Genomic DNA, 13,803 nt, shown 5'->3' with positions numbered 1-13,803 from the left:
GAGCGCGCGTTCAGGCGGCCTGCGGGCCCCTGAACGCGCGCCGGTAGGCCTTCGGCGTGGTGCCCAGCGCGCGGACGAACTGGTGGCGCAGGGCCGCCGCCGTGCCGAACCCGGTGCGGTCGGCGATCGCGTCCATCGTCTCGTCCGTGCCCTCCAGCAGGCGCTGCGCCAGCAGCACCCGCTGGCGCAGGATCCAGCGGTACGGAGTGGTGCCCGTCTCCTGCTGGAACCGGCGGGCGAAGGTGCGCGGCGACATGTGGGCGCGGGCGGCGAGCTGCTCGACGGTGACCTCCTCGTCGAGGTGCCGCTCCATCCAGACCAGCACCTCGCCCACGGTGTCGCAGCGCGATCTGGGCAGCGGCCGCTCGATGTACTGCGCCTGGCCGCCGTCCCGGTGCGGCGGCACCACCATCCGCCGGGCGATCTTGTTGGCGACCTCGGGGCCCTGCTCCTTGCGCACGATGTGCAGACAGGCGTCGATACCGGCCGCCGTGCCGGCCGAGGTGATCACCGGGTCCGCGTCGACGTAGAGCACGTCCGCCTCGACGGTGGCGTGCGGATACTGCCGGACCAGCTCGGCCGCGTGGTGCCAGTGCACCGCGCAGCGCCGCCCCTCCAGCAGTCCGGCGGCGCCCAGCACGAACACGCCGGAGCACACGCTGAGCACCCGCGCGCCCCGGTCGACGGCCCGTCGGAGGGCGGCCAGCAGCTCGGGCGGGTAGACCCGGGTGGCGAAGTCGTTCCCGGCGGGCACGGCGATCAGATCGGCCTCGTCGAGCCGGTCCAGCCCGTACGGCGTGGTGATGCCCAGGCCGCCGACATGGGTGCCCAGCGAGGGCCCCTCGGCGGAGACCACCGCGAAGTCGTACCGGGGCAGCCCGTCGTCGCTGCGGTCGATGCCGAAGACCTCGCAGACCACACCCAGCTCGAAGGGGTGCACGCCGTCCAGCAGGACGGCGGCCACGTTCTGCAACATGCCACCAGTGTGCCGCACCGATGGCAGGAATTTGAAGGTCTACGGCAGTCCTGCCACTCACGGTCAGGAGTGTCCGGCGCGACAGTGGTGTGCATGAACGCAGACCAGACAGAAGCCCTGATCGGAATGCTCTTCACCTTCGGACTCCTGGCCCTGATGGTGCTGCCCTCGGTGCTCGGCATCCTGCGCGACCGGCGCATCGACCGCAGCATCAGGGAGGCACAGCAGGCCCACCGGGACCAGGAGTCCGCGACACATGAGCCGGAGGCTCAGAAGTCCTCGTCCAGGTCGACGGTGCCCTCCACCGCGACCTGGTACGCGGACGGACGCCGCTCGAAGAAGTTGGTCAGCTCCTGAACACCCTGGAGCTCCATGAAGGAGAAGGGGTTCTCGGAACCGTAGACCGGAGCGAAGCCCAGGCGGGTCAGCCGCTGGTCGGCCACGCACTCCAGGTACTGCCGCATCGACTCGGTGTTCATCCCCGGGAGGCCGTCACCGCACAGGTCGCGCGCGAACTGCAACTCGGCCTCGACGGCCTCCCGCAGCATGTCGGTGACCTGCTGCTCCAGCTGGTCGTCGAAGAGGTCCGGCTCCTCCTTGCGCACGGTGTCCACCACGTCGAACGCGAACGACATGTGCATCGTCTCGTCCCGGAACACCCAGTTGGTGCCCGTGGCGAGACCGTGCAGCAGACCGCGGCTGCGGAACCAGTAGACGTAGGCGAAGGCGCCGTAGAAGAACAGGCCCTCGATGCAGGCGGCGAAGCAGATCAGGTTGAGCAGGAAGCGCCGGCGGTCCGACCTGCTCTCCAGCCGGTCCAGCTTCTCGACCGAGTCCATCCACTTGAAGCAGAACTCCGCCTTCTCGCGGATGGAGGGGATGTTCTCCACCGCCGCGAAGGCCGCCGCCCGGTCCTCCGGGTCGGGCAGGTAGGTGTCCAGCAGCGTCAGATAGAACTGGACGTGCACGGCCTCCTCGAACAGCTGGCGCGACAGGTACAGGCGCGCCTCCGGGGAGTTGATGTGCTTGTAGAGCGTGAGCACCAGGTTGTTGGCGACGATCGAGTCACCGGTGGCGAAGAACGCCACCAGGCGGCCGATGAGGTGCTGCTCGCTCGCGGTGAGCTTGGCGAGGTCGGCGACGTCCGAGTGGAGGTCGACCTCCTCCACGTGCCAGGTGTTCTTGATGGCGTCCCGGTAGCGGTCGTAGAAGTCCGGGTACCGCATGGGACGCAGGGTCAGTTCGAAGCCCGGGTCGAGCAGGTTCTTGTCACGGTTGGTGCTGGTCATCACTGGCAGGCCTCGCAGGACTCGGGGTTCTCAAGGGAGCAGGCGACCGCGTCGGGGTCGGCCACCTGCTGGGCGGGGACGGCGGCGCGGGTCTGCGCCTGGGCGGCGCGGGCGATCCGGGTCGCCGGACGGGAGCGCAGGTAGTAGGTGGTCTTCAGCCCCTGCTTCCAGGCGTAGGCGTACATCGAGGAGAGCTTGCCGATGGTCGGCGTCTCCAGGAACAGGTTCAGCGACTGCGCCTGGTCGAGGAACGGGGTGCGGGCCGCGGCCATGTCGATCAGAGAGCGCTGCCCGATCTCCCACGCCGTGCGGTACAGCCGCCGTACGTCCTCGGGGATCCACGCGAAGTCCTGCACCGAGCCGTTGGACTCGCGCAGCGCCTCGCGGGTGCGGGCGTCCCAGACGCCGAGCGTCTTGAGGTCGCGCACCAGGTAGGAGTTGACCTGGAGGAACTCGCCCGAGAGCGTCTCGCGCTTGAACAGGTTGGAGACCTGCGGCTCGATGCACTCGTAGACGCCCGCGATGGAGGCGATGGTGGCGGTCGGCGCGATGGCCAGCAGCAGCGAGTTGCGCATGCCGACGGCGGCGATCCGCTCGCGCAGGGCCGCCCAGCGCTCGGGCCAGGTCAGCTCCACGTCGTAGTGGTCGGGGTGCAGCACGCCCCGGGCGGCGCGGGTCTTCTCCCAGGCGGGCAGGGGCCCGTTGCGCTCGGCGAGGTCGGTGGACGCCTCGTAGGCGGCCAGCATGATCCGCTCGGCGATGCGGGTCGACAGGGCCTTCGCCTCGGGGGACTCGAAGGGCAGCCGCAGTTTGAAGAAGACGTCCTGGAGGCCCATCGCGCCCAGGCCGACCGGCCGCCAGCGGGAGTTGGAGCGGCCCGCCTGCTCGGTCGGGTAGAAGTTGATGTCGACGACCCGGTCCAGGAAGGTGACGGCGGTGCGGACCGTCTCGTCCAGCCGCTCCCAGTCCAGGTCACCCGTCTCGGGGTCGGCGAAGGCGCCGAGGTTGACCGAGCCGAGGTTGCAGACCGCCGTCTCCCCGTCGTCGGTGACCTCCAGGATCTCCGTGCACAGGTTCGAGGAGTGGATGACGTGGCCGGGCTCCGCCGTCTGGTTGGCGGTGCGGTTGGCGGCGTCCTTGAAGGTCATCCAGCCGTTGCCGGTCTGCGCCAGGGTGCGCATCATCCGGCCGTACAGCTCGCGGGCGGGCATCGTCTTCTGCGCGAGCCCGGCCTCCTCGGCCCTGCGGTAGGCCGCGTCGAACTCGTCGCCCCACAGGTCCACCAGCTCCGGCACGTCCGCCGGGGAGAACAGCGACCACTGCGCGTCGGCGTTGACCCGGCGCATGAACTCGTCCGGCACCCAGTGCGCCAGGTTGAGGTTGTGGGTGCGGCGCGCGTCCTCACCGGTGTTGTCGCGCAGCTCCAGGAACTCCTCGATGTCGGAGTGCCAGGTCTCCAGGTAGACGGCCGCCGCGCCCTTGCGCCGCCCGCCCTGGTTCACCGCGGCCACCGAGGCGTCGAGGGTCTTCAGGAACGGCACGATGCCGTTGGAGTGCCCGTTGGTGCCGCGGATCAGCGAACCGCGCGAGCGGATGCGGGAGTAGGCCAGACCGATGCCGCCCGCGTGCTTGGAGAGCCGGGCGACCTGGTGGTAGCGGTCGTAGATGCTGTCCAGCTCGTCCTTGGGGGAGTCGAGCAGATAGCAGGAGGACATCTGCGGGTGGCGGGTGCCGGAGTTGAAGAGCGTGGGGGAGGAGGGGAGGTAGTCCAGGCGGCTCATCAGCCCGTAGAGCGCGGCGACCTCGTCGACGGCCCGGGTGCTGTCGTCCTCGGCGAGACCGGCGGCCACCCGCAGCATGAAGTGCTGGGGCGTCTCGATCACCTTGCGGGTGATCGGGTGCCGCAGCAGGTAGCGGCTGTGCACGGTGCGCAGGCCGAAGTAGCCGAAGCGGTCGTCGGCGGACGGGTCGGCCAGCGCGTCCAGGCGGGCCGCGTGCAGCCGGGTGAACGCGGCGGTCCGGTCGGCGATCAGTCCCTCCCGGTGGCCCACGGCGACGGACTCGGTGAAGGAGGTGACGCCCTGGGAGGCGGCCTCGGCCCGGATGGAGAGCGTCAGCAGGCGGGCGGCGAGCCGGGAGTAGGCGGGGTCCTCGGAGATGAGCCCGGCGGCGGCCTCGGTGGCCAGCTCCCGCAGCTCCGCCTCGTCCGCGCGGGCCGAACGGCCGCGCAGCGCGGCGGCGGCGACCCGGCCGGGGTCGGCGTCGGGGAGGTCGGCGGTCAGCTCGGTCAGGGTCCGCAGCAGCGCGGCACCGGGACCGTCGTTCTCCAGGCGGCCCTCGGCTGAGACCGGATCGGCGGGCGCGATGGTCACGTGTGGCTCTCCCTCGCTCGGCACGGAGCCTCGGCGAGGGCAGGGAGCGGCAGCACGAGCGCGCACGGCGCCGCGTCCACCGGCCCATTCCGCGAGGCCCGGACGTCAGACACCCGGACCGGACGGCCGGGCGCACTGTCGGCAGGTCCTCGGACTGACGCTCGTATGCGGCCATAAGGGCATGTGCGTACGAGTACACCGTTGCGGGACAGTTCCGGATTCGCACCGGATTCCCCTGCGACGACAGCGAGGATGAGCATACATCTTGTGCCGGGTGTGGAAGCCACCCCCATATGTTGTGTCGCGTCGACTGCGGAGGGTGTCAGAGGGTCAACGCGTAGGTGAGCAGCCGGATGTCGTCCAGGTGGGGCAGGGGGTTCCAGTCGCGCCGCGGGGTGCGGACGAAGCCCAGGCGCTCGTAGAGGCGGTGCGCGGTGTGCATGGTGCGCTGGGTGGACAGCACCAGGCGCACACAGCCCGCGGTGGCCCGCGCCCGGTCCGCGCAGGCCCGCACCAGGGCCTCGCCCGCGCCCCGGCCGCGCGCCGCGCGGTCGACCGCGAGCATGCGCAGCTCGGCCTCGCCGGGGCCCGCGATATCCGCCATGGGCCCGCCGGACGGCACGAAGGCGATCCCGCCGAGCACCTCGTCCCGCGCCACGGCCACCAGCACCTCGCAGGCCGCCGACCGCCCGGCGACGTCCCGCAGCACGTCCAGATACGGGTCGTCGGCTCCGAAGTCCAGCAGGCCGTCCCGGAGGTACGCCTCGGCGGTGATCTCGCCCAGGGCGGCGTACTCGCCGGGCAGCGCCGGCCTGATCACGAGGTCCATGACCCCGAGTGTGCCGCACGGACACGGCGACGGGCCGCCGGATTCTCCCGGCGGCCCGTCGGCCCGGTCGAAGGCGTCGGCCTCCTCGAAGGGGGCGTCCGCTCAGTGGGCGCTGCCCGCCGTGGCGGGCGGCAGCTCGGCGGAGACACCGGCGTCCCCGGCGTCGGCCGTGTAGTCCTCCGGACGGGTCTCGTCGACGCCGTCGGGGGCCTTCAGAGCCCTGAGGACGAAGGTCAGGACCACGGCGACGGCCACGTTCAGCACGAACGCCGTCATGCCGATGTAGCCGATCTCGCCGATGCCCGGGATCTCCTTGGCCGAGCCGCCGAAGTGCTTCTGCGTCGGCGAGGCGACCCCGTAGGCCGCGACCGTGCCGTAGACCATGCCGACCGCCCAGCCGGCCAGCAGCGCCCAGCGGTGGAACCAGCGGGTGAACAGGCCGCCGACCAGGGCCGGGAAGGTCTGGAGGATCCAGATGCCGCCGAGCAGCTGGAAGTTGATGGCCACGGTCTTGTCCATGGTCAGCACGAAGACCAGCGCGCCCACCTTCACCAGCAGCGAGACCAGCTTGGAGACCCGGGTCTCCTCCTTGGGCGTCGCGTCCGGCTTGATGAAGTCCTTGTAGATGTTGCGGGTGAACAGGTTCGCGGCCGCGATCGACATGATGGCCGCCGGTACCAGCGCGCCGATGCCGATGGCCGCGAAGGCGATGCCCGTGAACCAGTCCGGGAACATGTCCTCGAACAGCTGCGGGATGGCCAGCTGGCCGTTCTGCACCTTCACACCCGCCGCGATCGCCATGAAGCCGAGCAGCGCCAGCAGACCCAGCATCAGCGAGTACAGCGGCAGGATCGTGGTGTTGCGGCGGATCACCTCGCGGCTGCGCGAGGACAGCGTGGCGGTGATCGAGTGCGGATACATGAACAGCGCCAGCGCGGAGCCCAGCGCCAGGGTGGCGTACGTCCACTGGCCGCCCGAGGCCGGTGCCAGTCCGCCCGCCCCCGCCTTGCTGTACTTCTCGGAGGCCGCCGCGAAGATGTCGTCGAACCCGCCCAGCTTGATCGGGATGTAGATGATCGCGACCGCGATGACGATGTAGATGAGCGCGTCCTTCACGAACGCGATCAGCGCGGGCGCGCGCAGCCCCGAGGAGTACGTGTACGCCGCCAGCACGCCGAAGGCGATCAGCAGCGGCAGGTCCTTCACGAACCAGTTGGTGTTCTCGCCGCCGCCCACGCCCATCACGTCCAGCACCGCCTGGATGCCGACGAGCTGGAGCGCGATGTACGGCATGGTGGCGAGGATGCCGGTGAGCGCCACCGCCAGCGACAGGCCCTTGGAGCCGAACCGGCCGCGCACGAAGTCGGATGTCGTCACGTACCCGTGCTTGTGCGAGACCGACCAGAGCCGGGGCAGGAAGGTGAAGATCAGCGGGTAGACCAGGATCGTGTACGGCACCGCGAAGAACCCGGCGGCGCCGGTCGCGTAGATCGCCGCGGGCACCGCCACGAACGTGTAGGCGGTGTACAGGTCGCCGCCGAGCAGGAACCAGGTGATCCAGGTGCCGAAGGAGCGGCCGCCCAGGCCCCACTCGTCCAGGCTGTGCTCGTTGTCCGCCCGGCGCCAGCGCGCGGCCAGGAAGCCCATGACGGTGACGAGCAGGAAGAAGAAGATGAAGACGCCGAGCGCGACGCCGTTGACGCCGTCCTTCACCGGGCCGCACCGCCCTTCGCGGACGCGGAGTCACCGGTGCGGCGCCCGCGCTGGTCGTGCTGCCAGAGCCGGTGGGCGATCACCGTGAGGACCGTGGAGATGATCACCCACAGCATCTGGTACCAGTAGAAGAACGGGATGCCGATGAACGTGGGGTCGGTCTTCGCGTACGAACCGACCCACAGCATCGCCACGAACGGCGCGACGAGGCAGAGGCCGATGACCACCCGCAGGGGTGTCACCACCCCTTTGCCCACTCCTGGCCCATCTGACATGTGCGGCTCCGTTCCTGTGCTGGTCACCGGTGCGATGCGCAGGCAATCTAGGTCACGGTGACAAGCGAACGGAACCCCTTGTCCGGATACCGGTTCCACGGACATCGTCCGGGGACCGGGCGCAGGGGCACGGCGGGGCGGGGCGGGATCAGTCCATCGGCCTCTTCAGGCGCGCCACGAACTTGTAGCGGTCGCCGCGGTAGACCGAGCGCACCCATTCCACGGGCTGGCCGGTGCGGTCCTGGGAATGCCGGGAGAGCAGCAGCATGGGCAGGCCGACATCGGTGCCGAGCAGCCCGGCCTCGCGGGGGGTGGCCAGCGAGGTCTCGATGGTCTCCTCGGCCTCGGCGAGATGGACGTCGTAGACCTCGGCGAGGGCGGTGTAGAGCGAGGTGTACTTGACCAGGCTGCGGCGCAGCGCGGGGAAGCGCTTGGCCGAAAGGTGCGTGGTCTCGATGGCCATGGGCTCGCCGTTGGCCATGCGCAGCCGCTCGATGCGCAGCACCCGGCCGCCCGCGGTGATGTCGAGCAGGGCGGCGAGCCGGTCGTCGGCGGTGATGTACCCGATGTCCAGCAGCTGAGAAGTCGGTTCCAGTCCTTGGGCACGCATGTCCTCGGTGTAGGAGGTCAGTTGCAGCGCCTGGGAGACCTTCGGCTTGGCGACGAAGGTGCCTTTGCCCTGGATGCGTTCGAGCCGGCCCTCGACGACGAGTTCCTGGAGCGCCTGGCGCACGGTCGTGCGGGAGGTGTCGAACTCGGCGGCCAGGGTCCGCTCCGGCGGCACGGGCGTGCCGGGCGCCTGCGTCTGGGTCATGTCGAGCAGGTGCTTCTTCAGGCGGTAGTACTTGGGCACGCGCGCGGTACGGACGGTCGCCCCACCCTCGTTCTCCGCACTGCTGACGTCGGTGCTCATGCTCTGCCTTCCCGGCTCCAGTGCCGAAGCGACCGACTCCCGTCGGCCACGGCTCACATCGTGGCACGGCTTCTTGTGACGGGTGGCACCCGCACGCTCCGTGATCTCCTCTGTATACCGCCGTGACCCCCGCTGGTCTAGTCCATCGCCCGTCCCCGGCCCGGGTGGTCCACGCGAACAGGCGCGCGACCGGGGGGAAGTGACGGCCGGTGGTCCAGTGGAGCGGAGACGTCCGTTTGACCGCATGAGCAATGAAAGGTCCCTGCATATCGCGGTCCCATAACGGAGCACCTGAGCAGGTCGGCGCACCCTTGACAGCCCTATTGGTCTGGGCCAAGCTCCCCGTACTGGTCTACACCATTGGTCCAGGTCCCGGCCCCATGGGCGGTGTGCGCTGACGCTTCCGACTGTCGCTCAACCGCGGGGAGGCAGGGGGGTTTGTGGCATCCCTGAGGAGGGTGGCGTGAAGCGCAAGCTTGTTGCCGCGATCGGTATCGCGGGAATGATGGTCTCCATCGCGGCCTGTGGCGGCAGTGACGACGACAAGGGGGGCTCGAACGGTGCGGACGCCAAGGAGCTGACCGTCTGGCTCACCGTCGACGCGCAGAACAACTGGCCGGACCTGGTCAAGGCCGCCGACGACGCGGTGGTGAAGAAGCACCCGGGGCTGAAGGTCAAGCACGAGTACTACGGCTGGCCGGACAAGAACACCAAGCTCGACGCGGTGCTCGCCACCGACAAGGCCCCCGACGTGGTCGAGATGGGCAACACCGAGATGCTCGGCTACATGGTCAAGGGCGCCTTCGCCCCGCTGGACGCGTCGAAGTTCGACAACTCCTCCGGGTGGCTGGACGGCCTCAAGGCCTCCGTGACGTACGAGGGCAAGACCTACGGTGTGCCCTACTACGCCGGTGGCCGCGTCGCCAACTGGCGCAAGGACATCTTCGCGCAGTCCGATGTGAAGACCACGCCGAAGACCTACCAGGAACTGATCGCCGACCTGGACAAGGTGCAGAAGAAGCAGGGCGACAAGTTCAGCGCTTGGTACCAGCCCAGCCGTGACTGGTACGCCGCCATGTCCTTCGTCTACGACGCCGGTGGCTCCATCGCCAAGGAGGACGGCGGCCAGTGGAAGGCCAACCTCTCCTCGCCGGAGTCCCTGAAGGGCCTGAACGACTACAAGGCCGTCCTGGACAAGTACATGCACGGTGACAAGACCAAGGACGAGGCCGACCGGCCCATCGTCTACGGTCAGGGCAAGTCCGGCATGATCTTCGCCGCCGCCTGGGAGGGCGCGACCGCCGCCGACCCGAAGAACGACAAGGTCGGCAAGCTCGCCGACAAGGTCGAGAACTTCGTGATGCCCGGCCCGTCCGGCAAGAACATGCCGGTCTTCCTCGGCGGTTCGGACCTGGCCGTCCCGGTCAAGTCCAAGGCGCAGGCCGTCGCCGCCGAGTGGATCAACGCCTTCACCGGCACCGCCGGACAGAAGGGCCTGATCGCCAAGGGCAACCTGCCCAACAACAAGACCGACCTCGCGACGCTGAAGAGCGACCCGAAGACGGCGGTCCCGGCCACCGCGGCCGAGTCCAGCTGGTTCGTCCCGATGGCGCCGGGCTGGGGCCAGGTCGAGAAGGCCCAGGTGCTGCAGACCATGCTGCAGAGCATCGGCACCGGCAAGAAGTCGGTCGAGGACGCCGCCAAGGAGGCGGACGCCGCGATCGACAAGGTCATCAACACCAAGTGACCTGAGCGCAGGGCCCTGCCGCGGGCGGGGCCCTGCTTCTCGCACGGCCGTCTCACGGGGCCCGCTCCCCGTACGGCCGTGCCGGGCTTTGCCTTGCTTCGCCTTCGTACCACCTGACGGCCGCTGAGGAGCGCGCGATGAGTGCCGCAGACACGACCACCCCTGCCAAGGTGCCGCCACCGCGGCAGGCGCCGCCACCCGCCGCTGCGGACCGGCCCCGCAGAAACCGGACGTCGGGCGGCGCGGCGACCCCATGGCTGCTGCTCGCCCCCTGCCTGCTGATCCTGGCCCTGGTCATGGCCTACCCGCTGGTGCGGCTGGTCACGCTGTCCTTCCAGAAGTTCGGGCAGCCGCAGCTGTGGGGCTTCCAGGGGGCCGAGTGGGTCGGGTTCTCCAACTTCACCAAGGTGCTCAGCGACGACGAGTTCTGGTCGGTCGTCGTGCGCACCATCGTCTTCGCCGCCGGCTGCGTGATCCTCACCATGGTCATCGGCATGGCGCTCGCCCTGCTCCAGCAGCGGGTCTCCGGCTGGGTCAAGACGCTGATCAACATCGCGCTGGTGGCGAGCTGGGGCATGCCCGTCATCGTGGCCACCACCGTCTTCAAGTGGCTCTTCGACTCCGACTACGGCATCCTCAACGCGCTGCTGAGCAAGCTGCCCGGGGTCGAGCTGATCGGCCACAACTGGTTCGCCAGCGGCCCCCAGGGCCTCGCGGTGATCATGCTCCTCGTGGTCTGGGGCGCCGTGCCCTTCGTCGTCATCACGCTCAGCGCCGGTCTGACGCAGGTGCCCAAGGAGATGGAGGAGGCGGCCCGGCTCGACGGCGCCGGCGCCTGGGGTGTCTTCCGCTATGTCACCCTGCCCATCCTCAAGCCGGTCCTCGTGATGCTCACGACCCTGTCGGTCATCTGGGACATGGGCGTCTTCCCGCAGGTGTTCGTCATGCGCGGCGGCCACCCCGAGGCCGAGTTCCAGATCCTCAACACCTACTCCTACGACCGCGCCTTCGTGGTCAACGACTACGCGCAGGGCTCGGCGATCGCCCTGATCACCGTGCTGCTGCTGCTGGGCGTGGTCGCCGTGTACATGCGCCAGATGCTGAAGATCGGAGAGGTCGAATGAGCACCCTGAGCGGCACGAGCACCGCCGCCCCCGCGGTCCGCCGCCGCCGGGCGCCGAAGCTCGGCTGGAACCTGCTCGGCCTCCTGGTCTTCGTCGTCCTGGGCTTCCCGCTCTACTGGATGCTCAACACCGCGTTCAAGCCGGCCAAGGACGCCATCGACCCGGACCCGAGCCTGCTGCCCACCGGCTTCACCACGGCCAACTTCAAGCGCGCCCTGGAGGTCTCCGACTTCTGGGGCCCGGTCGGGCGCAGCCTGATCGTGTCCCTGGTCGTCGTGGGCGTCGGCATCGTCGTCGGCACACTGGCCGCGCTCGCCATCTCCCGGTTCGCCTTCCGGGGCCGCAAGATCGTGATCGTGGGCATCCTCGCGGTGCAGATGGTGCCGCTGGTCGCCATGATCATCCCGATCTTCCTGCTGCTGAACGACCTGGGTCAGTACGACAAGCTGACCGGCCTGATCATCACGTATCTGACCTTCGTGCTCCCCTTCACGGTGTGGACGCTGCGCGGTTTCATCGTCAACATCCCCAAGGAACTCGAAGAAGCCGCCATGGTCGACGGCTGTACCCGCACCGGCGCCTTCGTCCGCGTGGTCTTCCCGCTGCTCGCCCCCGGCATGGTCGCCACCTCGGTCTACGGCTTCATCCAGGCCTGGAACGAGTACCTCTACGCCCTGATGCTGATGAGCCAGCAGAACCAGACCGCCACGGTCTGGCTCGGTAACTTCACCACCAAGAACGGCACCGAATACGCCCCGATGATGGCCGGAGCCACCATGATGGCGGTGCCCATCGTCGTTCTGTTCCTCCTCGTACAGCGCAAGATGGCCGCGGGCCTGACCGCGGGCGCCGTGAAGGGATAACACCACCCGATGACGACATTCGCCGGCGGTGCCACCGCCTCCAACGCGGCGAGCGACCGTCTCGCCCGCGACGCGCTGACCGTTCTCCAGCCCGGCTTCACCGGGACCACGGCCCCCGACTGGCTGCTGCGCCGGCTCGGCGAAGGACTGGCCTCGGTCGGTCTGTTCGGCCGCAACGTCGCCACCGCGGAGCAGCTGACCGCCCTCACCGCCCGGTTGCGCGCCGAGCGCGAGGACGTCCTCGTCGCCATCGACGAGGAGGGCGGCGACGTCACGCGCCTGGAGGTGCGCACCGGCTCCAGCTTCCCCGGCAACCACGCGCTCGGCGCGGTGGACGACGTGGAGCTGACCGAGGACGTCGCCCGCGAACTCGGCCGACGGCTCGCCGAGTGCGGCGTCAACTTCGACTGGGCGCCCTCGGCGGACGTCAACTCCAACCCGGGCAACCCGGTCATCGGCGTCCGCTCCTTCGGCGCCTCCACCGACCTGGTCGCCCGGCACACCGCCGCCTACGTCCGCGGACTCCAGGCCGCGGGCGTCGCCGCCTGCACCAAGCACTTCCCCGGGCACGGCGACACCGCGGTCGACTCGCACCACGCGCTGCCCCGCATCGACGTGGACGCCGAGGTGCTCCAGGCCCGCGACCTGGTGCCGTTCCGCGCGGCCGTGGCCGCCGGGACCAAGGCCGTGATGAGCGCGCACATCCTGGTCCCGGCCCTGGAGCCGGACCTTCCGGCAACGTTGTCCAGGCGGGTGCTCACCGAACTGCTGCGCGGCGAACTGGGCTACGACGGCCTGATCGTCACCGACGCCGTGGAGATGAAGGCCATCGCCGACACCTACGGCATCGAGCGGGGCAGTGTCCTCGCCGTCGCCGCCGGTGCCGACGCGATCTGCGTGGGCGGCGGCCTCGCGGACGAGAAGACCGTCGACCGGCTGCGGGACGCCCTGGTCGGCGCGGTCCGCTCCGGCGACCTGCCCGAGGAGCGGCTCGCCGACGCCGCCGCACGGGTGCGCGCCCTCGCTCGCTGGACCGCCGAGGCGGCGGCCACCGGCGCCGCCGTCGTCGCCGACCCCGAGGTCGGTCTGCGCGCGGCCCGCCGGGCCCAGCGGGTCACCGTCGCGGAAACGTTCACTCCGCTCGACCGCGCGCCCTACGTCGCCGCCTTCACCCCGGTCGCCAACATCGCGGTCGGCGACGAGACCCCTTGGGGCGTGGCCGCCGAACTGTCCCGGCTCCTGCCCGGCACGGAGACCGGCAGCTTCAGCGGCGACGACGCCGGACAGGCGGCCCTGCGGGCGGCCGGCGACCGGCGTGTGGTGGCGGTGGTCCGCGACGAGCACCGCCATCCCTGGATGGCCGCCGCCCTGGACACGCTGATCGCGGCCCGTCCCGACACGATCGTCGTCGAGATGGGCGTCCCGCAGGCCACCCCCCGGGGCGCCCTGCACATCGCCACCCACGGCGCCGCCCGCGTCTGCGGCCTGGCGGCGGCGGAGATCATCGCCGGGAAGTAGCCCGCACCGCACCCGCACAGGCGCCGGTCACCCCCTGGGGACCGGCGCCTTCGGGCATCCCGCCCGGGGCGGGAGACGTCGGCACAGCCGACACAGGGGACACAGGGGACACAGGGGACAGCGAGGAGGCACGGGACACGGCGACGGCACGGGTACGGCAAAACGGCACGGGTACGGCAAAGGC

The 13,803-nt window shown here is 70.0% G+C and carries 12 protein-coding genes and 1 riboswitch; of the genes, 5 read left to right on the top strand and 7 right to left on the bottom strand.

Features of this window, described 5'->3' with window-relative positions; genetic code table 11:
* Nucleotides 1-10: 10 nt before the first annotated feature.
* Nucleotides 11-976: a GlxA family transcriptional regulator gene (locus ACWDYF_RS23505; RefSeq protein ID WP_389466318.1), complete on the bottom strand. Its 966-nt coding sequence runs from the start codon at nucleotides 974-976 to the stop codon at nucleotides 11-13.
* A gap of 93 nt (nucleotides 977-1,069) precedes the next feature.
* Here ACWDYF_RS23505 and ACWDYF_RS23500 point away from each other — a divergent pair, with 93 nt between their 5' ends.
* The gene (locus tag ACWDYF_RS23500) at nucleotides 1,070-1,333 is read left to right on the top strand and encodes a hypothetical protein (RefSeq protein WP_389466320.1); all 264 of its coding nucleotides are present in this window, start codon (nucleotides 1,070-1,072) and stop codon (nucleotides 1,331-1,333) included.
* On the opposite strand, the gene ACWDYF_RS23495 is transcribed toward ACWDYF_RS23500, so the two are convergent.
* The 6 genes from ACWDYF_RS23495 to ACWDYF_RS23470 form a co-directional block, all read right to left on the bottom strand.
* On the bottom strand, nucleotides 1,246-2,265 hold the full coding sequence (locus ACWDYF_RS23495; protein WP_389466326.1) for a ribonucleotide-diphosphate reductase subunit beta: 1,020 nt from the start codon (nucleotides 2,263-2,265) through the stop codon (nucleotides 1,246-1,248). The two genes, ACWDYF_RS23500 and ACWDYF_RS23495, sit on opposite strands and share 88 nt — an antisense overlap.
* The gene (locus tag ACWDYF_RS23490) at nucleotides 2,265-4,637 is read right to left on the bottom strand and encodes a ribonucleoside-diphosphate reductase subunit alpha (protein WP_389466329.1); all 2,373 of its coding nucleotides are present in this window, start codon (nucleotides 4,635-4,637) and stop codon (nucleotides 2,265-2,267) included. The genes ACWDYF_RS23495 and ACWDYF_RS23490 overlap by 1 nt, the downstream gene beginning before the upstream one ends.
* Before the next feature lie 123 nt (nucleotides 4,638-4,760).
* Nucleotides 4,761-4,897, bottom strand: a riboswitch (cobalamin riboswitch).
* 62 nt (nucleotides 4,898-4,959) lie between these two features.
* Complete coding sequence (locus ACWDYF_RS23485; RefSeq protein WP_389466333.1) at nucleotides 4,960-5,466, bottom strand: GNAT family N-acetyltransferase; 507 nt, start codon at nucleotides 5,464-5,466, stop codon at nucleotides 4,960-4,962.
* Nucleotides 5,467-5,568: 102 nt separating this feature from the next.
* Nucleotides 5,569-7,179, bottom strand: coding sequence for a monocarboxylate uptake permease MctP (gene mctP, locus ACWDYF_RS23480; protein ID WP_389466336.1), 1,611 nt, complete (start codon nucleotides 7,177-7,179; stop codon nucleotides 5,569-5,571).
* Nucleotides 7,176-7,454 (bottom strand): DUF3311 domain-containing protein, encoded by a 279-nt coding sequence (locus tag ACWDYF_RS23475; protein WP_381742508.1) that lies wholly within the window; start codon nucleotides 7,452-7,454, stop codon nucleotides 7,176-7,178. Before ACWDYF_RS23475 ends, mctP begins: the two co-directional genes overlap by 4 nt.
* Before the next feature lie 148 nt (nucleotides 7,455-7,602).
* On the bottom strand, nucleotides 7,603-8,367 hold the full coding sequence (locus tag ACWDYF_RS23470; protein ID WP_018571345.1) for a GntR family transcriptional regulator: 765 nt from the start codon (nucleotides 8,365-8,367) through the stop codon (nucleotides 7,603-7,605).
* A gap of 463 nt (nucleotides 8,368-8,830) precedes the next feature.
* Here ACWDYF_RS23470 and ACWDYF_RS23465 point away from each other — a divergent pair, with 463 nt between their 5' ends.
* The 4 genes from ACWDYF_RS23465 (at nucleotide 8,831) to ACWDYF_RS23450 (ending at nucleotide 13,619) form a co-directional block, all read left to right on the top strand.
* The gene (locus tag ACWDYF_RS23465) at nucleotides 8,831-10,114 is read left to right on the top strand and encodes an extracellular solute-binding protein (protein WP_381742510.1); all 1,284 of its coding nucleotides are present in this window, start codon (nucleotides 8,831-8,833) and stop codon (nucleotides 10,112-10,114) included.
* 137 nt (nucleotides 10,115-10,251) lie between these two features.
* Nucleotides 10,252-11,238 (top strand): carbohydrate ABC transporter permease, encoded by a 987-nt coding sequence (locus tag ACWDYF_RS23460; RefSeq protein WP_381742512.1) that lies wholly within the window; start codon nucleotides 10,252-10,254, stop codon nucleotides 11,236-11,238.
* Complete coding sequence (locus ACWDYF_RS23455; RefSeq protein WP_018571348.1) at nucleotides 11,235-12,101, top strand: carbohydrate ABC transporter permease; 867 nt, start codon at nucleotides 11,235-11,237, stop codon at nucleotides 12,099-12,101. The genes ACWDYF_RS23460 and ACWDYF_RS23455 overlap by 4 nt, the downstream gene beginning before the upstream one ends.
* 9 nt (nucleotides 12,102-12,110) lie before the next feature.
* On the top strand, nucleotides 12,111-13,619 hold the full coding sequence (locus ACWDYF_RS23450; RefSeq protein ID WP_389466348.1) for a glycoside hydrolase family 3 protein: 1,509 nt from the start codon (nucleotides 12,111-12,113) through the stop codon (nucleotides 13,617-13,619).
* Nucleotides 13,620-13,803 lie beyond the last annotated feature (184 nt).

It is taken from the genome of Streptomyces sp. NPDC003284 (assembly GCF_053589675.1).
The sequence above is the reverse complement of the archived record's forward strand: the minus strand, read 5'-3'. Positions and strand labels throughout refer to the sequence as shown.

Bases quoted from the DNA above. Each gene is read 5' to 3' on its own strand.
- ACWDYF_RS23505 (WP_389466318.1), bottom strand. From the start codon at position 976: ATGTTGCAGAACGTGGCCGCCGTCCTGCTGGACGGCGTGCACCCCTTC.
- ACWDYF_RS23500 (WP_389466320.1), top strand. From the start codon at position 1,070: ATGAACGCAGACCAGACAGAAGCCCTGATCGGAATGCTCTTCACCTTC.
- ACWDYF_RS23495 (WP_389466326.1), bottom strand. From the start codon at position 2,265: ATGACCAGCACCAACCGTGACAAGAACCTGCTCGACCCGGGCTTCGAA.
- ACWDYF_RS23485 (WP_389466333.1), bottom strand. From the start codon at position 5,466: ATGGACCTCGTGATCAGGCCGGCGCTGCCCGGCGAGTACGCCGCCCTG.
- ACWDYF_RS23475 (WP_381742508.1), bottom strand. From the start codon at position 7,454: ATGTCAGATGGGCCAGGAGTGGGCAAAGGGGTGGTGACACCCCTGCGG.
- ACWDYF_RS23470 (WP_018571345.1), bottom strand. From the start codon at position 8,367: ATGAGCACCGACGTCAGCAGTGCGGAGAACGAGGGTGGGGCGACCGTC.
- ACWDYF_RS23460 (WP_381742512.1), top strand. From the start codon at position 10,252: ATGAGTGCCGCAGACACGACCACCCCTGCCAAGGTGCCGCCACCGCGG.
- ACWDYF_RS23455 (WP_018571348.1), top strand. From the start codon at position 11,235: ATGAGCACCCTGAGCGGCACGAGCACCGCCGCCCCCGCGGTCCGCCGC.
- ACWDYF_RS23450 (WP_389466348.1), top strand. From the start codon at position 12,111: ATGACGACATTCGCCGGCGGTGCCACCGCCTCCAACGCGGCGAGCGAC.